The sequence below is a fragment of the Phenylobacterium sp. T106 genome (assembly GCF_057219735.1).
The window spans coordinates 363309-380760 of the sequence record NZ_JBXVWA010000001.1; the positions used below are offsets into that span (position 1 = coordinate 363309).

The following is a 17452-nucleotide window of genomic DNA, read 5'->3' on the forward strand; positions in this document are numbered from 1 at the left end:
CAACAGGTCGGGTCATGCCCCGTCCGCATCGCATCGATGCCAACGCCGATTCGCCCACAGCGGTTCCGCCGTCCTGGCGGAGCGGCCGGAACGGTCCCAGGCGCGCCGCGTTCAGATGACCTGGCGGCTTCGTACCGGTCGAGCGGCCGGGTTCCCAAAGGGGTGTGTATGACCTCCGTGTCGAGTTGGCGGGATGATGTCGTCGGACTCATTCCCGCGCTGCGAGCCTTTGCGTGGTCCCTCAGCCACAACGGGTCCGACGCCGACGACCTGGTTCAGGACACGCTGATCAAGGCGTGGGCCAACCGCGACAAGTTCGAGCCCGGCACCAACCTGCGCGCCTGGCTCTTCACGATCCTGCGGAACACCTACTACACGAACGTCCTGCGCCGCCGCCGCGAGGTGCGCGACGAGATGGGCGAGTACGCCAGCACGCTGAAGACCCCGCCGACCCAGGAGTGGAGCGTGGCCATGCGCTCGCTGCAGGCGGCCCTGCAGCAGCTTCCCAGCGAGCACCGCGAAGCCCTGATCCTGGTGGGCGCGGCGGGGCTCTCCTACGAAGAAGCCGCCGAGATCTGCGGCTGCGCGCTGGGCACGATCAAGAGCCGTGTGAACCGGGCCCGCGCGCGCCTGCTGAAGATCATGGACGCGGACGACCCGACGGACGTCATGGCTCTGGAGTCGGCGGCGGTTCTGGGGACGGCCTAGCCGCGTCCTGCCCGGCGGCGGCCTCGAGCTCGTCCACCACGCGCATCACGTGCTCGGGCACACCCCGGGCCTCGAGTCCCCGGAACATCCCTCTCAGCGCCGCATCAACCGCGGCTGCGCGCTTCCTGCCCGCCATCGCGCCCCCCTGCCCGCGCAGACTACACATGTGAGCCGCGCGAGGTCGAGCCGCCGACCGCTGCTATTTCGTCTCCGCCGGATAGACCACGGGCAGGACCACCGCCGTCGGATGGGCGGCGTCGACGTAGATCGTGTTGACCGCCACCCGCGGCTTCAGCTTCGCCGAGCCCGGCGGCTCGCCGGTGTTGGGGTTCACTTCGAAGCGCGGGCTGTTCGACGAGGTGATGTGCAGCGCGATCCGGTGCCCCTTCTCGAAGGTGATCGCCGTGGGCCACAGGTCGATGACCAGCTTCTCGGGCGCGCCGGGGGTCATCATCCGCACCTGCTCCGGCATCCGCCCGTCGCGGAAGCGCGTGCGGATCGGCGCGTCGAGGATCAGGGCCTCGTAGCCGTCGGGATAGACGTCCACCAGCTTGGCGACGAAGTCGGTGTCGGGCCCGTCAGTCGCGGCCCACAGCTCCACCTTCACCGGGCCGGCGATGGCGACATCCTTCTCCAGCGGCGGGGTCGAGAAGCGCAGGTAATCCTGCCGCTGGCCCACCTTGCGCTGGTCGTCGGGTCCGCGCTCGAAGGTCAGGTTGGCGCCGCCGAAGGTGGTCACCGGGTTGGCGGGGTCGAAGCGGTAGCTCCACCGCTGCCCCTTGCCCGTCGGCGCGCTCGGGACCAGGCTGTTCCCGGGGCCGGGATAGTAGCGCACCTCGCGGTAGGCGGGCGGCCAGTTCGCCGAAGCGAGCATCCGGTTCTTCGGGCTGTAGGCGTCCTTCCGCGCGCTCGCCATCATGAAGTACTGGACCGGCGGCTCGTCCATGATCCCGTTGTCCTGGCCCTTCAGCCAGTAGTCGAACCAGCGGATCTCCTGGTCGCCGCCCAGGCTCAGACGGTCGCTGCCAGGATAGGCCAGTTCGCCGGAAAGCTGGCCGTGGCCGAACGGGCCCATCAGGAGCTTCTGGTTCCCGCGCGCGCCGGCGGCGCCGTGGTTCTGCAACCACTCGAAGTTCTCGACCGTGCCGCCGTTGAAGATGTCGTACCAGCCGCCGACGTTGTAGATCGGGATCTGGATGTACTTGCGGTTCTGGACCATGGAGACGCGGTTCCAGGACACGTCGTCGAAGGCCCGGCCGCGGGTGCGGTTCAGCGCCTCCTCCGAGACCCCCTGCCCGCGCAGCCAGCCGACGGTGTCCTTCTCCTTCAGGACGCCGCCCGGATAGCTGTAGGCCAGCCGGTCGGCCGGGGCGACGACCACGTAGGCGGCCTTCAGGTGCGGAGGCGCAGCCATGGCCGCCGAGTTGGCGGTGATCCCCAGGGCCGAGCCGCCGGTCATGCCGACCCTGCCGTTGGACCAGGGCTGGGTCCCGGCCCATTCCACCGCGTCGTAGCCGTCCTCGATGTCGTTCTCGAAGGCGGCGTAGAAGCCCTGGCTGCGACCCTTGCCGCGGACGTCCTGGAGCACGAAGACGTAGCCGGCGTCGGTATAGCGCTTCGCCTGCGCCGCCAGCCGCTTGCGGTTCTCCTCGCCCCTGGGATCGGCCTTCGGATCGATGCGGCCGTCCTTGAGGTAGGGCGTGCGCGAGAGGACCACCGGCCAGGGTCCCTGCCCTGCCGGCTTGAACACATTGGCGGACAGCTTGACGCCGTCGCGGAGCGTCATGACCTCCTCGACCGCTCCGGGCGGCAGCCCCGGCCACGGCGCGGGCTTCTCGGCGGCAGCTGCGGCCCGCCGCTGCGCCAGCGCCGGATCCGCCGCGGCGGTCGTGAGGATGAGCGCCGCCGTCGAGGCGAGCGCCAGCTTGCGCCAGCTCAGCATGTGTCCCGTTCCCTCCCGCGGGTCTTGCCGCCCGCGCCTTCGAAGCCCTGTGGCGGCATCTAAGCACGCACCGTGCGAGGTGTCCTTTCCGCGCGGAAACGCGGCGGCTAGAACCCGCGTCATGGACCGCGCCCACGCCGAAGCCCTCGACGCCGACGATCCGCTGCGCGCGTTCCGCGACCTGTTCGACCTGCCGGACGGCATCATCTACCTCGACGGCAATTCGCTGGGGCCGATCCCGAAGGCGACGCGCGGGCGGATGGACGACGTCCTGGCGCGCGAATGGGGCCACGACCTCATCACCAGCTGGAACAAGGCGGGCTGGATCGACGCGCCCCAGCGGGTGGGGGACAAGATCGCGCGGCTGATCGGCGCGACGCCGGGCGAGGTGGCGGTGGCGGACTCCACCTCGGTGAACCTCTTCAAGCTCGCGGCGGGCGCGCTCCCCCTGCGCCCGGGGCGCCGGAAGATCGTGACCGAAGCCGGCAACTTCCACACCGACGTCTACGTGCTGGAGGGCCTGGCGGCGCTGGTCGGCGCGACGCTCGAGGTCCTGCCCCGCGACCAGGTGCTCGGCGCCGTCGACGACGAAACGGCGCTGTTGGTGCTGACCCATGTCCACTACGCCACGGCCGAGGCCTGGGACATGGCGGCCGTCACGGCGGCGGCGCACGCGAGGGGTGCGCTGGTCCTCTGGGACCTCAGCCACACCGTGGGCGCGGCCGGCTGCGACCTGAACGGCGCGGACGCCGACCTCGCCGTCGGCTGCGGCTACAAGCACCTGAACGGCGGGCCGGGCGCGCCGGCCTTCCTGTTCGTCGCCAAACGTCACCAGGCGGCGATCCGCCCCCCTCTGTCCGGCTGGATGGGCCACGCCGCGCCCTTCGCCTTCGAGCCCCGCTACCGCCCGGCCCCCGACATCCGCGCCCAGCTCTGCGGCACGCCGCCCATCCTGGGGATCGCAGCGCTCGAATGCGGCGTCGACATCCATCTGCGCGCGCCCGCCGGCGCCGTCGCCGCCAAGGGCCGCAGCCTGTGCGAACTGTTCACGCGGCTGGTCGAGGCCCGCTGCGGCGGGCTCGGCCTGACGCTGGTGGGCCCGCGCGACATGGCCCGGCGCGGCCTGCACGTGGCGTTCGCCCATCCCCACGGCTACGCGCTGGTCCAGGCCCTGATCGCCCGCGGGGTGATCGGCGACTTCCGCGACCCCGACATCTGCCGGTTCGGCTTCACGCCGCTCTTCCTGAGCCATGCCGAGGTCTGGGACGCGGTCGAGATCCTGCGCGACGTGCTGGAGACCCGCGCCTTCGAGCGTCCGGAGTTCCGGGTCCGGGCGACCGTGACCTGAAGGCAGGCTTCCGCCGCGGGGTCCCCGTTGCTAGCTATTCCGCCGACGGGCGCGGAAACGCCCGCGAGGAAACCCAAGGGCCAGAATGACCGACGATCCCATCCAGCTGCTGATCGACATCGCGCGCGTCCACGGGCGTGAGCGCGCAGACCGCGTGGCCGTGCACTTCGAGGGCCGCGACCTGACCTACGCCGAGCTCGACCGGCGCTCCGACCAGGTGGCGGGGCTGCTGCAGAAGCTGGGCGTGAAGGCCGGCGACCGCGTGGCCTGGCTCGGCCGGGCGTCGGAGGCCTGGTACGAGATCTTCTTCGGCGTGGCCAAGGCGCGCGCCTGCTTCGCCCCGATCAACTCGCGCCTCGCCGTGCCCGAGATCGCCTTCATCCTGCAGGACTCCGGCGCCGACGTGTTCTTCGTGAGCCCCGAGTTCTACGCGGCCGCGGAAGCCGTGCTGAACCAGGTGGACCGCGAGGTGCTCGTGGTGGGCGTGGGCGGCGGCGGTCCCGCCTTCATGGACTACGCGTCGGCCCGCGACTCCGCTCCGACCCCCGCCCTGTCCGAGCCGGCGGCGGAGGACGACGTCCTGCAGCTCTACACGTCCGGCACGACGGGCCTGCCGAAGGGCGTGCGCCTGACCAACGCCAACTACAGCGCCTTCCTCAACCTGCGCCACGCGATCGAGGGGTTCTCGTACGAAGCCGACGACACCGTGCTGATTCTGATGCCGATGTTCCATGTGGCCGGCACGAACATCAGCTTCGCCGGGCTGGCCTCGGGCGCGCGCATCGTGCTGCAGGCCGACTTCGTCCCCCCGAAGGTGCTGGAGGCGTTCGGCGTCGAGCGCGTCAACCACGTCTTCCTGGCCCCGGTGATGATCAACGCCCTGCTGCAGACCCCCGGCGTGGACCAGGCCGACTTCTCCAGCCTGAAGACCGTGAGCTACGGGGCTTCGCCGATTTCGGAAGCGGTGCTGGCCAAGGCCACCCAGGTGTTCGGATGCGGGTTCATCCAGTTCTACGGCATGACCGAGACCACGGGCGCCGGAACCACGCTGGCGCCCGGTGAGCACCGGGGCGAACTTCTGCGCTCGTGCGGCCGGCCCTGGCCGACGCTGGAGACCCGGATCGCCGACGAGGACGGCGCCACGCTGCCCGCGGGCGAGATCGGCGAGATCGAGATCCGCGGCCCGATCGTCATGGCCGGCTACTGGAACCGGCCCGAGGCGACCGCCGAGACCATCCGGCCGGACGGCTGGCTGCGCACCGGCGACGCCGGCTACATGGACGAGCACGGCTTCTTCTTCGTCCACGACCGGGTGAAGGACATGATCGTGTCGGGCGGCGAGAACGTCTATCCGGCCGAGGTGGAGAACGCGATCCTGGGCTGCCCGGGCGTGGCCGACGCCGCGGTCATCGGCGTGCCCGACGACAAGTGGGGCGAGGCGGTGAAGGCCATCGTCGTGAAGGCGCCCGGCGCCGATCCGACGCCCGACGACGTCATCGCCTGGGCCCGCCAGCGGATCGCCGGCTACAAGGCGCCCAAGAGCGTGGACTTCATCGACGTCCTGCCGCGCAACCCCTCGGGCAAGGTGCTGCGCCGCGAACTGCGCAAGCCGTACTGGGAAGGGCGGGACCGGAAGGTCGGCTGAGCGGCGTCCGGGCCGGACGGGCCGGCCCGGACACGGCTGTCAGGCGCTGGCGGCGGCGCTGGGACGGGCCTTCACGCGCTCGAACCAGTCGGCGACGCGCTTGTTGTTCGTGTCCACGGGCTGGCCCACCATGGCCCCGAAGTCCATGAAGGCGAACAGCTGGATGTCGGCCAGGGTGAAGCGGTCGCCGGCGATCCACGGGCCCTTCATGTTGGCCTCCAGCCAACGCAGGCCGTCCTGGGCCACCGCCTTCAGGCCCGGCGACGCCTCGGGCAGGCAGCGGATGCGCGACTGGAACATCGCAAGGCCTTCGCCGTAGCGGAAGCCGTTCGTCATGGGCTCGCAGATGTTCAGGTCGACGCGGCGGGTCCACATGCGGGTCTCGGCGCGCTCCTCGGGCGTCGTGCCGATCAGCGGCGGGCTGGGGTGCTTCTCCTCAAGGTACTCGCAGATGGCGGTGATCTCGCTGAGGAGCCCGCCGCCGTCCATCTCCAGGGCCGGGGTCTGGCCCGCCGGATTGACCTTCAGGTAGGCGTCCTGGCGGTTCTCGCCCCCGCGGAGGTCCACCTCGATGCGGGGAAGATCGATCCCCTTCTCCGCCATGAACATCTTCACGACCCGCGGATTGGGTCCGATCGACGTATAGAGCTTCAACGCTAGTCCCTTCCCTCTTCTCGTTGTCCGACCCGGGGCCGGCTCGCCCCAGGGGTGGAATCACTCGCCCGTTGGGCGTATAACGCCGCGTCATGCAAGAGCGCAGTTTCCGCAAGGATCTGACGGGCTCGGACGAGAGCCTCGATCATTTCCTGTCGCGCCTCAAGGGACAGCTCTCGCGGCCCAAGGCGCGCTCCCGCCGCTATCCCCCACCGGAGGACGGCCACTTCGTCACCAGCCGGCGCCCGTTCGGCGGCGCAGGCGGCGCCGAGGCGCCGATCCCTTCCGACCGACCTCCGGCCGACTGCCACGCCGTCTAGGGCCGCCTTTAAACTCGAGCGCGTTCCCGGAGCGAAGGCGGCTGCCGCTTTGCCGAACGCACTCCAGGGCTCAGGCGCCATTCGATATCGGCGCTTTCAACACCTCCCGGCCGTCCCGGCGAATGCCGGGACCCAGATCCATGCGCGGGACTTGGTGGGAGGGGCTCCGAACCCGCGGAACCCGCCTCTTAGCCACGCCATCTGGATCCCGGCCTTCGCCGGGATGATCGGGCCTTGAGTCCGGAACCTAGGGCTGCAGCGTGAAGTTCGAGGCCAGGACGCACTCCGCCCTTCCCTGCGGCGTCCTGACCGTGGCGGGCTGGCCGGCGCCCGGGGCGTAGAACCACTCGCCCTTGGCGGTCTTCACCTGCAGGAGGGCCGGTCCCGTGAACTGGCAGACCGGGTAGGTCGCCGGGCTCCAGCCGCCACCGTAGCGCAGGGTCGAGCAGTCCATGTGGCCGAACTGGCGGCCGAACACGACGCCTTCGTAGAGCGTGGCCTTGAACGCCCTGAGCCGCCGGGCTTCGAACTGGGCGGCTGTGATCTCGGGACACGGCGGACCGGCGACCGCCGCCTGCCGGGCGCGGTCGAGCGCAAAGTCACGCTGCCGCAAGTAGCTGCCGCCATAGAGCCAGGCGGCGAAGCCCAGGAAGACGGCCGCCGCGACCCAGACCGCGGCCCTCTGGCCGGCCGTCAGCCGGCGGCGGCGCGTCATGCGGGCGCCCTCGCGGTGGCCAGCACGCACCGTGCGACGCCGTCCCGGGTGGACACCGTCGCCGGGCGCCCGGGCCCGGGCCGGAAGCGCCACTCGCCGCGGGCGGTGCGGACGCGCAGGTCGCTCGGCCGGTCGAACTGGCAGACCGGATAGCTCGCGTCGCCGCGGCCGCCGTCGACGAAGATGGTGGCGCACTCCATCTCGCCCTTGCTGCGCTCGAACGAGACCTCGCCGTAGTCCGAGCGGCGCAGGCCGCGGGGCGCCGCCAGCAGTTCGGCCTCGGTGATCTGCGGGCACGGCGGGCCCTCGATGGCCCAGGCCTTCGCGTCGTCGACCCGCATCTGATGGATCCGCAGGTAGCGCGCGCCCAGCCCTCCGACGACCAGGACCGCGATCGCGGCGAGGATCGTGGGGCCGACCCACGTCTGCTTTCCAGCGAGCATCGGCGGAGCTCCGAACTACAGTTGTACGACGGAGCAAATTTACAGGCGTAGGTCAAGCCCTCAGGCGGCGAGTTTCTCCGTCGAGGCCTGTGCCGGGCGCGCCCGGTTGGAGAAGCGCAGGACGCCGTCCTCGAGCTTGGCGTAGCGCAGGCTCATCAGGTCCAGGGCGTAGTTCTGGTTCAGCTTCCACGGGACCTTATTCCCCTGCTTGGGGAACTTCGCCATGGCGCGCTGGACGTAGCCGGACGAGAAGTCGAGCCAGGGCTCGAAGGTCACGCTCAGATCATCGTTCACCGGCGTCGCCTGACGCAGGCCCGTCGCCTTCATTTGGTTGAGCAGGCGGCAGACGTACTCGCACGTCAGGTCGCACTTCAGCGTCCACGAGGCGTTGGTGTAGCCGAACGCCGAGGCGAGGTTCGGGACGCCCTCGTACATCATGCCCTTGTAGGCCAGCGTCTGGGACGGATCGACCTGGCGGCCGTCGACACTGATCTCGACGCCGTTCCAGACCTCCAGCACGAGGCCGGTCGCCGTGACCACGATGTCGGCCTCAAGCTCCTGGCCGGACTTCAGGCGGATGCCGGTCTCGGTGAAGGTCTCGATGTGATCGGTCACGACCGAGGCGCGGCCGGCCCTGATCTCGCGGAACATGTCGGCGTCCGGAACCAAGCAGAGGCGCTGGTCCCAGGGGTTGTAGGTGGGCGTGAAATGGCGGTCGACGTCGTAGTCCGGCCCGAGCTGTTCGCGCACCATCTTGATGATGTTGGCCTTCACCTGCGCGGGCTTCCGGCGCGCCAGGTTGAAGAACCACATGCCGAAGAGGACGTTGCGCCAGCGCACGATGTCGTAGGCGAGCTTGCCGGGCAGCCGCCTGCGCAGCCAGTTCGCCATCGCATCCTCGGCCGGGCGGCTCACCACATAGGTGGGCGAGCGCTGCAGCATGGTCACGTGGCCCGCCGTGCGCGCCATCTCGGGGACGAGCGTCACGGCCGTGGCGCCGGAGCCGATCACCACTACGCGCTTGCCGGCGTAGTCGAGGCCCTCGGGCCACTTCTGCGGATGGACGAAGGTTCCCTTGTACCGGTCCGCGCCGGGCCACTCGGGCGTGTAGCCGCCCTCGTAGGAGTAGTAGCCGCCGCAAAGGAACAGGAAGCCGCAGGTGAACCGCTTCACGGCCCCCGCGACCTCGGCCTCCACCGTCCAGCAGGCGTCCTCGGTTGACCACGCGGCGCGCCTCACCTGATGGCCGAAGCGGATCTTGCGGTCGATGCCGTTCTCGGCGGCGGTCTGGCGGACATACCTCAGGATCGACGGACCGTCCGCGATCGCCTTCGCCTCGGTCCACGGCTTGAAGGCATAGCCCAGGGTATACATGTCGGAATCCGACCGGATGCCCGGGTAGCGGAAGATGTCCCAGGTGCCGCCGATCGCCTCGCGGCCTTCCAGGATCACGTAGCTGCGGTCGGGGCACGCCGTCTGCAGGTGATAGCCGGCGCCCACGCCGGACAGCCCTGCGCCCACGATCACAACGTCGAAGTGTTCAACCATGTCCGCCTGCCGCCACCGATCGGGACACGGGTATAACTGAACACCGCTAAGTTGTCAGCGTGCCTGGTCCGCGGTCAGAACCGCGACCGGAACCCGGCGCTCACGCGGTGCCGCGACGCGTCGCGGTAGCCCACCTGTCCTTCGTAGTCGACGTACGGCGCGAAGCCGTTCGGCAGGACGAAGAGGAGGCTGGCGCCCAGGTTGAACGCATTGCGATCCGGGGCGTCGTTGCTCAGGCGGAACGGCGTCCTGGCCGGATCGAGCGCCAGGCGGGTCGTCGCAGTGCGGGCGTCGTCGTCGAACTCGTGCTCGAACTCGACGCGCGCCTGGGGGACGACGACGCCCCAGCTTGCGCCGATCGCATAGGAGGCCCGCGCGCCGAGGATCGACGTGAACGACGTCGACCGTGCCCGGGAAACGTTCAGCGCCAGGCCGACGCCGCCGTCGCGCTCGGTGTAGGCGTCGATCTTCGTGCGGATGTAGCGCAGCCGCGCGTACGGCCCGAGGCTGAGCGGGCCCATCTGGCCGTCATACCCGAGGCCGACCGCCGCGTGGTACTCGCGCCCATCCGGCGACCCCACGGCTCGGACGTTGGTCTGCGGGATCAGGCGGTTGCTTTCCTGGAACGTCGCGTTGCGCCGGATCCGGTGGTCCGCGAACCCGACGCCGGCCGAGGCGTCCAGCCAGACCGCATCCGACAGCGAGGTCGAGCCGAACGCCAGAATCGTCACCTGCTCGGTGTCGATGCCGCCGGCGTCGGCCTGGGGCGTGAACGCATTGCCCGGCCGGTTCGCGTCGAAGTCGGAGCCGTAGTCGCTGTAGGTCGCCGAAAGGCCGACGATCGTGTTGGGCGAGAGCCGCCAGTCGACGCCGGCGGTGATGCGCCAGGCGTCCGCATCGAACCCGCGCTCGTTGTCGAACGGCCCGCGATCCTGGTCGAACCATTCGCCCTGCACGCTGCCGAAGAAGCCGAAGCCGCCTTCGGCCTTCGCGTCGCTGTCGCCGGCGCGGACGCCCTCCAGCCGTCGCTCGGTCGCTTCGGCCAGCGCCTGCGCGCGCGCCAGCGATGTCGAGGCCAGCACCGACGTCTGGTTCGGGTTCAAGGAGGACTCGCTGTCCCCGGAAAGCTGCCCGCCGCGCGAGGCGGCGCAGAGGCTCGCAAGCGCGCCGGTGGCGCCCGTGCAGGCCTGCAGGAAATAGGTCTGATAGGCCGCGTTCCCCGCCGATTGGGCGTGGGCGGCGCCGCCGCCAAGGCCCCCCAGCGCCACGAGGGCCGTGGCCGCCCGACGCATCATCCGCATGACCATGCTCCCCTCCTCAGTTCTTCGTCACGAAAAAGAAGTCCCCGGCTTCATGTCCGGCAAAGCGGATCGGCGCGTAGACCGGGATCTGGTCGATGCTGGCCCCGGCGGCCGAGGTGGTCACCTGCTGCACGACCCTCTGGGCCAGGCGCTGGCTCTCCATCACGCCCTGGTTGGCCTCCAGCGCCGCCAGGAACGCCGCGGCGAAGACCGAGTGCTCGCCCCCGCCGCCGTCCAGCACCGGCTGCACACCGCCCGAGGTCAGGACCACGCGCGCCCGTTTCGTGGCCATGGCCTTGAGCCAGCGCATGCGCTCCTCCTCGGTCAGGCCCGCCTCCATCCGGGCCATGGAGGCGCGGGTGAGCACGCCCGAGTAGCAACTGTCGGCCACCAGCAGCACCTGCTTGGCCGTCATGGCGTTGAGGACATCGGTGATCTGGATGGACGAGATCCAGTTGGCCGTGGAATTGAGTTCCGCGTCGACGGGCAGCCAGTAGCCGCGGTTGTTCACCCGGTCGAGTTCGCCGTGCCCGGCGTAGTAGATGAGGAGGTTGTCCTGCGCGGTAAGCTCCTCGCGCAGCTTGTTGAGCGCGGAGAGCAGCTGGTACCGGTCGGCGTTCAGCAGCAGCGTGGTCTTGAAGCCGTAGCGGCGGCGCAGCACGTCGTCGACGGCGCGGGCGTCGTTGACGGCGGTCTCCAAGCGCTCGAGGTGACGGTAGCTGTTGTTGCCGATGATCAGGGCGTGGTAGCGGCCGAAGCTGAAGTCCGGCGGCGGCCTGATCACGCCCGGCTGGGCGGTCCGCACGGCGACAGGCTTCTGCTCGGTCGCGGCCGCCAGCCTCGCCGCTTCCTCCCGCGCCGCTTCCGCCCGTCGGGCCGACTCACGCAGCGCCGAGGCCTCCTTCTCGAGCCGGGCCACTTCACCGTTGAGGGTCCCCAGGCGCTCACGCGCCTTGGCGAGCTCCGCCTCACGGGCCGTGAGTTGCGCCTCGAGTTCGGCCCGCCGTCCGTCACCGGACTGGGCCCGCCCGCGGCTGTCGTCCAGCGCTGCCCGTAGCCGCTCCACCTCGGCCCGCTGCGCGGACATCGCCTCCAGGCTGCGGCCCAGCTCGCCTTCGGCCGCCTTCAGGCGCGCGCCGAGTTCGCCCAGTTGGCGTCGCGCCGCCTCGGCCTGCGACAGCGCGCCTGCGACGTCAGCGGCGCGGCGGGCCTCTGCCGCCGCCAGGTCTGTCTGAAGGGTCCGCGATCGCGCCTCCAGCTCGGCGACCGATGCCCGGGCCCGGGCCAGCTCTGCGTTTCGGGCCTCGACGACCTGCCTCTGAGCCTCCATCTCGCGTCGCATGGCGGCGAGTTCGGCGCTGGCGCTCTGCTGCGCCGTCATCGCCGTGCCGGCCCGCTGCGTCTCGACCTCGACCGCCGCCGTCCGCGCGGCAAGCTCGCGCTGGGCGTCAGCCAGCCTGCGCTCGGTTTCCCCCAACGCCGACCGATCGCGCTCCAGGCGCTGGCGCACCGCATCGAGATCCTGCTGGAGGCGCCCGCGTTCGGCCCGCTCCGCCTCCAGAAGGCCGGCGAGCGCATCCCGCTCGCGTCGCAGCCCTTCCAGCTCCTCGCCCGGCGCGAACGAAAGGCTCGCCGCATCGAGGCCGGACGCGCGGCGATACCATTCCAGCGCCTTCGCCACGTCGCGCGGAACGCCCACGCCCCGTTCGTAGAGGGACCCAAGGTTGATCTGAGCGCGAGCGTAGCCCTGCTCCGCGGCGAGCTCGTACCATTGGCGCGCCAGATCGGGCTGCTCCTGCCCGCCGACGCCCTTCTCCAAAATCTCGCCGACGTTGGTTTGCGCCTCGGGATCACCGGCTCGGGCTGCGGGCAGCCAGACGTTCATCGACGCCGCCGCAGTGGCGCGATCGAACGCCGTGTACTCCCCGCCCCGGACGGCGCAGTCCCCGGCCGTGGTCTTCACCGCGCGGCGCTGCGTCACATAGGTGGCCTGGGTCCCGAGCCTCTGGACCTTTCCCGGGAGCAGGCAGTCGACGATCAGGAGACTCTCGGCAGGCCGCGTCGCCGCGGCGGCCTCGCCGGCGCCGGCGAACGCAAGCGCCAGGGCCCACGCCAGCCTCTTCCGTCCCAGGATCCGCGCCGTCCCGCCCACGCGCCGCACCCTTCGCATGCCCCCGGATCGATAACAGGGTTGTGTGAGCTACGTAAGTCGGATGCCGAGGGACGCCCGCTTGTGCCCCGCAAACGGAACCCCCGAGCCCGCGGACGTCTCAGATCAACGATCCGTGAACATTGATCGTTGGGCTCGCAGAGGAGGTAAAAGTACGATTTAAGGTAGAGCTGTTGACAACCTAGGGGTGGTCGGGGGCCTCGCAGAGAAGGAACTGATCCATGGCTGACGCCGAACGCCTCTCGCGCCTGGAATTCCGGCCCTGGCCGCACGCCGACCCGGTGCCCTGGCCCTATCTGATCGACATCCTCGACAAGCGGCAGATCCTCGAGATCGCGAAGGTCCAGGTCCAGCTGCACGAGGACATGCTCCGGGCGCAGCTGAAGGCTGTCGACGCGGTGCAGAAGGCGATCGGCGTCGCGCGCTGACCCGTCGACCTGGCGGCGGTTCCGGCCGCCGCCCCCGCCTCAAGCCAGGAGTTCCGCAATGCCTGCGATCGACCGCGCTTCCGCGCCGGTCGCCGATGCGCGCGGCGTCGTTGCGCTGATCGGCTTCCAGAAGATGGGCAACCTCGGCCTGGGCTACCTGTCGGCGGTGCTGCGCCGCGCAGGCTGGGATGTCCGGGTCATCGACATCGAACAGCCCCCCGAGGCGATCGTGCGCGCCGTCGCCGACGCCAGGCCGCTGCTGGTCGGGTTCTCGCTGATCTTCCAGTACTACATCCGCCGCTACGACGACCTGATGTTCAGCCTGCGGCGCGCGGGCGTGGACGCCCACTTCACCATGGGCGGGCACTATCCCAGCCTCAGCCCCGAGCAGACGCTGAAGGCTGCCCCCGACCTCGACAGCGTCGTCCGCTTCGAGGGCGAGGAGACCCTGCTGGCGCTGGTGGAGACCCTACGTGACGGCGGCGACTGGCGCGCCCTGGACGGCCTGGTCTACCGGACGTCGGACGGCGTGCAGGCCAACCCGCCCCGCCATCTGGTCCACGACCTCGACGCCCTGCCCTTTCCCGACCGCGACTTCGCACCGACCGAGATCCTGGGACGGCAAGGCATGCCGATCCTGGCCAGCCGGGGCTGCGCGCGCACCTGTTCGTTCTGCTCGATCCACACCTTCTACCGGACCGCGCCGGGCAAGGTGGTGCGGCTGCGCAAGACCCGCGAGGTCGTCCGCGAGATGGCCGAGCTGTACGAGACCCGCGGGGTCACGGTCTTCCTGTTCCAGGACGACGACTTCCCGATGTTCGGGCCCAAGTGGCGGGCCTGGGCGCACGACCTGGTCGACAGGCTGGTCGAGAGCGGCCTCTCGCGGAAGGTGATCTTCAAGCTCAACTGCCGCGCCGACGCGGTGGACGCCCACCTGCTGTCGCGGATGCGCGATGCGGGTCTGTACCTGGTCTACATGGGCCTGGAGTCCGGGGACGAGGACGGCCTGGTGACGCTCAACAAGGAGATCACCGTCGAGCAGAACCTCGCGGCGGTCCGGATGCTGAAGGACCTGGGGATCCGCTTCGAGTACGGTTTCATGCTGCTGGATCCGTCCAGCACCTTCCGCTCGGTGCGGGCGAACCTGGCCTTCCTGCGCGAGATCGTGGGCGACGGCTGCTCGCCGGCCACCTTCTGCAAGATGCTTCCCTACGACGGCACGCCCATCAAGGCGACGCTGGAAGCGGCGGGCCGGCTGAAGGGCGACGTCTGCACCCCCGACTACGACTTCCTGGATCCCCGCCTGGACGCCTTCTACGCCGACCTGGCGCGCATCGTGGAGGTGACCGGCTGGGTGCACGGGCCGCGGGCGCTGACCATGCAGCTCTCGTGGGCGCATCTGGAGGTGGCGGTGGTTCGGCGGCTGTTCCCCGCCCTGCCCGACACCGACGCCTACGAGGCCACGCTCAAGGCGCTGACGGCGCGCAGCAACGCCGAGCTCTTCCAGATCGTCGAGGCGCTGGCCGACCTGCACGAGCATGGCGTGGGCCGGGCGCCCGATCCGGCGGCGCTTCGCGACCTGTGCGACGCGACCCTGGCGGCGGTGATCCGCGAGCGCGACGCCTTCGTGGCCCGCAACCAGGCGGTCCTTCTGGAGGCGCTGGAGGCGGCGGCGTGAGCGCGCCTAGCCCGGCTCGCGCAGGTGGGCCCGCTCGTTGAGGCTGAGCACGTTGCGCTGGCCGGTGCGGGCGCACATGAAGCGGTGGATGGAGGTGTAGTCGGGCTCGAAGAAGAGCCGCGGGGCCATCCCCAGCACGTGCGCCGTCCAGACGTTGATCACCCCGCCATGGCAGAAGACGGCCACGCGGCGGCCCTGGTTGGCCTCGATGATCGACTCCAGCGTCTCGACGACGGGCCGCTGGAACGCCACGATGTCGACCGAGTGCTCACCCGTCGCCATGCGGAGCCAGGCCTCGTAGTTCTCGCGCTTGAGCACTTCCATGGGCACGTAGGCGCCGGTGTGGCGGTCGAACTCGCAGATGCCGTCGTGGCAGTCGATCTCGTGGCCCAGGTGCCCGGCGAACGGCTCCGCCGTCTGGCGGGCCCGCAGCATCGTCGAGGAATAGACGGCGTGGATGGGCTCGTGCCGCAGCCAGTCCGCCACGCGCCGGGCCTGGCGATGGCCTTCCGCGCTGAGGGGCGGGTCCGAGGTGTCGTCGCGGCGCTCGGGCAACCCGTGGCGGATGAGGATCAGTTCCATTCGGGGCGCCTAGGCTTCGAAGCGGAAAGCCGCGCCGTCGCGACGCACCCGGCCGGCGGTGGGGCCGGCGTAGTGCGTGCCGATGACCAGCGTCGGGTCGTCGGCCCATTCGGCGAACAGCCGCCGGCGGGTCGCGGTCGCCGCGGCGGGGTCGACGTCGAACGAGGGGCACCAGTGCGGATGCGCGAACTGGCAGGGGTGATGGGTCATGTCGCCGGTGATCACCGCCCGCTCGCCCTGCGACTCGATCACCACGGACACGTGGCCGGGGGTATGGCCGACGCTGGGCGTCAGCCGGATCTCCGGCGAGATCACATGGTCGAGGGGGACGAAATCCACGAGGCCGGCGTCGAGCACGGGCTGGACCGAGTCCGCCATGATCTGCTGCTGCTCGGCGTCGCCCTCCGCGGTCCAGTGGTCGAACTCGGCCCGCCCGAGCAGGTAGCGCGCCTTGGGGAAGGTCGGGACCCAGGCGCCGTCGACGCGCATGGTGTTCCAGCCGACGTGGTCCACGTGCATGTGGGTGCAGACGACGGCGTCGACGCTGTCGGGGCTCCAGCCCGCCTCGGCCATCGCCTCCAGGAACTTCGTCTGCAGGCCCCCAGGCCCGGTCATGCCGGCGCGCGGCTTGTCGTTGCCGATGCAGGTGTCGACCACCAGGCGCAGGTTCGGCGCCTCCACGAGCAGGGCGTGGATCGAGAGCAGCAGCTCGTCGTTCTCGCTCACGAAGTGCGGATAGAGCCAGGGCAGCTTGCGCAGCTCGGCCGGCGTCGCTTCCTTCAGGAAGACGGTGTCCGGGCTGTATGCGATCGGCATCTGCACCTCGACCACCCGCGTGATCTTCACCGCCCCCACCTGCCAGCTCAGCATGGCGTCTCCCCTCGTCTATGCAGGCAGCCTGTCAGCCCGACGCGGGGGTAGGCAAGCGACGAGCCCGCGAACGCCAGGTCGGGCCGCTGTTGGCACGCCCTGCTCCGCCAAGTCGTTCAATTGGCTGGGAAGAAATGGCGGTGACGGAGGGATTCGAACCCTCGATACGCTTTCACGTATGACGATTTAGCAAACCGTTGCCTTCAGCCACTCGGCCACGTCACCAGCGCGCAGGCCACTTTCGCGCCCGCGGGAGGGCGGTTCTTAGCGGACGATGGCGCGTCTGCCTAGACGGCCTCGAACGGGATCGGCGCGTTCGCTTCAGGCCTCGGCGTCCGCGGCGGCCTGGGCGGCGCGGAAGGCCTGCATCATCTTCTCGAACTTGCCCGAGCGGATCAGCTCGAGCCGTTCCTCCAGCCCTCGATGCAGCTCGACCAGCACCCGGGCGGCGTGGGCGTTCTGCTGGATCGCCGCCCAGTAGGCCGCGACCTTGGCCGCCTTGGGCACGGGGTTTTCGAGCCCGACGCCCGGAATCACGCTGCCTATCATGAAGAGCGCGGGCACGAGGGCGCAGTCGGCCATGGTGAGGCGGCCGCAGCAGGCGAAGCCGTCCTCGCCGATCATCCTGTCCAGCGCCTTGATGTTGCGGACGACCTGCCCGCCCAGCAGTTCGACGACGCCGGCGTTGCGGTCGGCCGCCCTGGCCTGGCCCGACAGCATGAAGAGGTTGTTCATGAGGTACACGTCGCCGATCCGGGCCAGCGTGCGGATATGGGCGGTCTCGCGCGCCGTCTCCCCCAGTAGGGAAGGCTCGGGGAACACGTCCTCCAGGTACTCGGCGATGACCTCGGACTCGGGCATCAGGTCGCCGTCGATGTCGAGGACGGGGATGCGGCCGATGGGATTACGCTGGCGGAAAGTCGGCATGCCGAAGTCGGCCGGACGCTCCAGCTCGATCCGGTCTTCGAGGCCCTTGGCGTAGATCTGCATCCGCACGCGCGCCGAGTACGGGCTGAGATCGCCGGAATAGAGCTTCATCATGACCCGCCGGGCCTCCCTGTCGTCGCCGACAGTGCTAGGCGATTTCGGCGACCAGGCAA

At 70.2% G+C, this 17452-nt stretch carries 16 protein-coding genes and 1 tRNA gene; 6 read left to right on the forward strand and 11 right to left on the reverse strand.

Annotation, left to right across the window (positions count from 1 at the left end):
- Positions 1 to 168: 168 nt before the first annotated feature.
- Positions 169 to 708, forward strand: a complete 540-nt coding sequence (locus AC2D8W_RS01710; RefSeq protein ID WP_293483239.1) for a sigma-70 family RNA polymerase sigma factor — start codon at positions 169 to 171, stop codon at positions 706 to 708.
- A 199-nt stretch (positions 709 to 907) separates the two neighbouring features.
- Here AC2D8W_RS01710 and AC2D8W_RS01715 read toward each other — a convergent pair whose 3' ends face one another.
- Positions 908 to 2650, reverse strand: a complete 1743-nt coding sequence (locus tag AC2D8W_RS01715; RefSeq protein ID WP_484670066.1) for a CocE/NonD family hydrolase — start codon at positions 2648 to 2650, stop codon at positions 908 to 910.
- A 121-nt stretch (positions 2651 to 2771) separates the two neighbouring features.
- On the opposite strand from AC2D8W_RS01715, the gene kynU reads away from it, so the two are divergent.
- Together kynU and AC2D8W_RS01725 are read left to right on the forward strand one after the other, a co-directional pair.
- Positions 2772 to 3998 carry a kynureninase gene (gene kynU / locus AC2D8W_RS01720; RefSeq protein WP_484670067.1) on the forward strand — a complete coding sequence of 409 codons (1227 nt, stop codon included), beginning with the start codon at positions 2772 to 2774 and terminating at the stop codon, positions 3996 to 3998.
- A gap of 85 nt (positions 3999 to 4083) precedes the next feature.
- Positions 4084 to 5643 (forward strand): long-chain-fatty-acid--CoA ligase, encoded by a 1560-nt coding sequence (locus AC2D8W_RS01725; protein WP_484670068.1) that lies wholly within the window; start codon positions 4084 to 4086, stop codon positions 5641 to 5643.
- A 39-nt stretch (positions 5644 to 5682) separates the two neighbouring features.
- Here AC2D8W_RS01725 and AC2D8W_RS01730 read toward each other — a convergent pair whose 3' ends face one another.
- Positions 5683 to 6297, reverse strand: a complete 615-nt coding sequence (locus tag AC2D8W_RS01730; protein ID WP_293483233.1) for a glutathione S-transferase family protein — start codon at positions 6295 to 6297, stop codon at positions 5683 to 5685.
- Between the two features lie 92 nt (positions 6298 to 6389).
- Here AC2D8W_RS01730 and AC2D8W_RS01735 point away from each other — a divergent pair, with 92 nt between their 5' ends.
- Positions 6390 to 6617: a hypothetical protein gene (locus AC2D8W_RS01735; protein ID WP_293483232.1), complete on the forward strand. Its 228-nt coding sequence runs from the start codon at positions 6390 to 6392 to the stop codon at positions 6615 to 6617.
- Positions 6618 to 6864: 247 nt separating this feature from the next.
- Here AC2D8W_RS01735 and AC2D8W_RS01740 read toward each other — a convergent pair whose 3' ends face one another.
- The 5 genes from AC2D8W_RS01740 to AC2D8W_RS01760 all read right to left on the reverse strand — a co-directional run bounded on the left by AC2D8W_RS01740 (position 6865) and on the right by AC2D8W_RS01760 (position 12794).
- Positions 6865 to 7332, reverse strand: coding sequence for a hypothetical protein (locus AC2D8W_RS01740; RefSeq protein ID WP_484670069.1), 468 nt, complete (start codon positions 7330 to 7332; stop codon positions 6865 to 6867).
- Complete coding sequence (locus AC2D8W_RS01745; RefSeq protein WP_293483228.1) at positions 7329 to 7775, reverse strand: hypothetical protein; 447 nt, start codon at positions 7773 to 7775, stop codon at positions 7329 to 7331. Before AC2D8W_RS01745 ends, AC2D8W_RS01740 begins: the two co-directional genes overlap by 4 nt.
- Positions 7776 to 7835: 60 nt before the next feature.
- A complete protein-coding gene (locus AC2D8W_RS01750) occupies positions 7836 to 9323 on the reverse strand; it encodes a flavin-containing monooxygenase (protein WP_484670070.1) in 1488 nt (495 codons plus the stop codon).
- A gap of 74 nt (positions 9324 to 9397) precedes the next feature.
- Positions 9398 to 10630 carry an autotransporter outer membrane beta-barrel domain-containing protein gene (locus tag AC2D8W_RS01755; protein WP_484670071.1) on the reverse strand — a complete coding sequence of 411 codons (1233 nt, stop codon included), beginning with the start codon at positions 10628 to 10630 and terminating at the stop codon, positions 9398 to 9400.
- A 10-nt stretch (positions 10631 to 10640) separates the two neighbouring features.
- Positions 10641 to 12794, reverse strand: a complete 2154-nt coding sequence (locus tag AC2D8W_RS01760) for a caspase family protein (RefSeq protein WP_484670072.1) — start codon at positions 12792 to 12794, stop codon at positions 10641 to 10643.
- A gap of 221 nt (positions 12795 to 13015) precedes the next feature.
- Here AC2D8W_RS01760 and AC2D8W_RS01765 point away from each other — a divergent pair, with 221 nt between their 5' ends.
- Positions 13016 to 13222: a hypothetical protein gene (locus AC2D8W_RS01765; protein WP_484670073.1), complete on the forward strand. Its 207-nt coding sequence runs from the start codon at positions 13016 to 13018 to the stop codon at positions 13220 to 13222.
- Between the two features lie 58 nt (positions 13223 to 13280).
- Positions 13281 to 14900: a B12-binding domain-containing radical SAM protein gene (locus AC2D8W_RS01770; protein ID WP_484670074.1), complete on the forward strand. Its 1620-nt coding sequence runs from the start codon at positions 13281 to 13283 to the stop codon at positions 14898 to 14900.
- Between the two features lie 6 nt (positions 14901 to 14906).
- On the opposite strand, the gene AC2D8W_RS01775 is transcribed toward AC2D8W_RS01770, so the two are convergent.
- The 4 genes from AC2D8W_RS01775 to AC2D8W_RS01790 all read right to left on the reverse strand — a co-directional run bounded on the left by AC2D8W_RS01775 (position 14907) and on the right by AC2D8W_RS01790 (position 17393).
- A complete protein-coding gene (locus tag AC2D8W_RS01775) occupies positions 14907 to 15482 on the reverse strand; it encodes a histidine phosphatase family protein (protein ID WP_484670075.1) in 576 nt (191 codons plus the stop codon).
- Between the two features lie 9 nt (positions 15483 to 15491).
- The gene (locus AC2D8W_RS01780) at positions 15492 to 16352 is read right to left on the reverse strand and encodes an MBL fold metallo-hydrolase (protein WP_484670076.1); all 861 of its coding nucleotides are present in this window, start codon (positions 16350 to 16352) and stop codon (positions 15492 to 15494) included.
- A 135-nt stretch (positions 16353 to 16487) separates the two neighbouring features.
- Positions 16488 to 16577: transfer RNA gene (locus AC2D8W_RS01785), tRNA-Ser, on the reverse strand.
- 96 nt (positions 16578 to 16673) lie between these two features.
- Positions 16674 to 17393, reverse strand: a complete 720-nt coding sequence (locus AC2D8W_RS01790) for a glutathione S-transferase family protein (protein WP_484670077.1) — start codon at positions 17391 to 17393, stop codon at positions 16674 to 16676.
- Positions 17394 to 17452 lie beyond the last annotated feature (59 nt).

What these genes read in the sequence shown, in the direction of transcription:
- AC2D8W_RS01710 (WP_293483239.1), top strand. Translation starts at nt 169, where the DNA reads ATGACCTCCGTGTCGAGTTGGCGGGATGATGTCGTCGGACTCATTCCC.
- AC2D8W_RS01760 (WP_484670072.1), bottom strand. Translation starts at nt 12,794, where the DNA reads ATGCGAAGGGTGCGGCGCGTGGGCGGGACGGCGCGGATCCTGGGACGG.
- AC2D8W_RS01790 (WP_484670077.1), bottom strand. Translation starts at nt 17,393, where the DNA reads ATGATGAAGCTCTATTCCGGCGATCTCAGCCCGTACTCGGCGCGCGTG.
- AC2D8W_RS01750 (WP_484670070.1), bottom strand. Translation starts at nt 9,323, where the DNA reads ATGGTTGAACACTTCGACGTTGTGATCGTGGGCGCAGGGCTGTCCGGC.
- AC2D8W_RS01765 (WP_484670073.1), top strand. Translation starts at nt 13,016, where the DNA reads ATGGCTGACGCCGAACGCCTCTCGCGCCTGGAATTCCGGCCCTGGCCG.
- AC2D8W_RS01780 (WP_484670076.1), bottom strand. Translation starts at nt 16,352, where the DNA reads ATGCTGAGCTGGCAGGTGGGGGCGGTGAAGATCACGCGGGTGGTCGAG.
- AC2D8W_RS01725 (WP_484670068.1), top strand. Translation starts at nt 4,084, where the DNA reads ATGACCGACGATCCCATCCAGCTGCTGATCGACATCGCGCGCGTCCAC.
- AC2D8W_RS01740 (WP_484670069.1), bottom strand. Translation starts at nt 7,332, where the DNA reads ATGACGCGCCGCCGCCGGCTGACGGCCGGCCAGAGGGCCGCGGTCTGG.
- AC2D8W_RS01755 (WP_484670071.1), bottom strand. Translation starts at nt 10,630, where the DNA reads ATGGTCATGCGGATGATGCGTCGGGCGGCCACGGCCCTCGTGGCGCTG.
- AC2D8W_RS01735 (WP_293483232.1), top strand. Translation starts at nt 6,390, where the DNA reads ATGCAAGAGCGCAGTTTCCGCAAGGATCTGACGGGCTCGGACGAGAGC.
- AC2D8W_RS01775 (WP_484670075.1), bottom strand. Translation starts at nt 15,482, where the DNA reads ATGGAACTGATCCTCATCCGCCACGGGTTGCCCGAGCGCCGCGACGAC.
- AC2D8W_RS01770 (WP_484670074.1), top strand. Translation starts at nt 13,281, where the DNA reads ATGCCTGCGATCGACCGCGCTTCCGCGCCGGTCGCCGATGCGCGCGGC.
- kynU (WP_484670067.1), top strand. Translation starts at nt 2,772, where the DNA reads ATGGACCGCGCCCACGCCGAAGCCCTCGACGCCGACGATCCGCTGCGC.
- AC2D8W_RS01715 (WP_484670066.1), bottom strand. Translation starts at nt 2,650, where the DNA reads ATGCTGAGCTGGCGCAAGCTGGCGCTCGCCTCGACGGCGGCGCTCATC.
- AC2D8W_RS01745 (WP_293483228.1), bottom strand. Translation starts at nt 7,775, where the DNA reads ATGCTCGCTGGAAAGCAGACGTGGGTCGGCCCCACGATCCTCGCCGCG.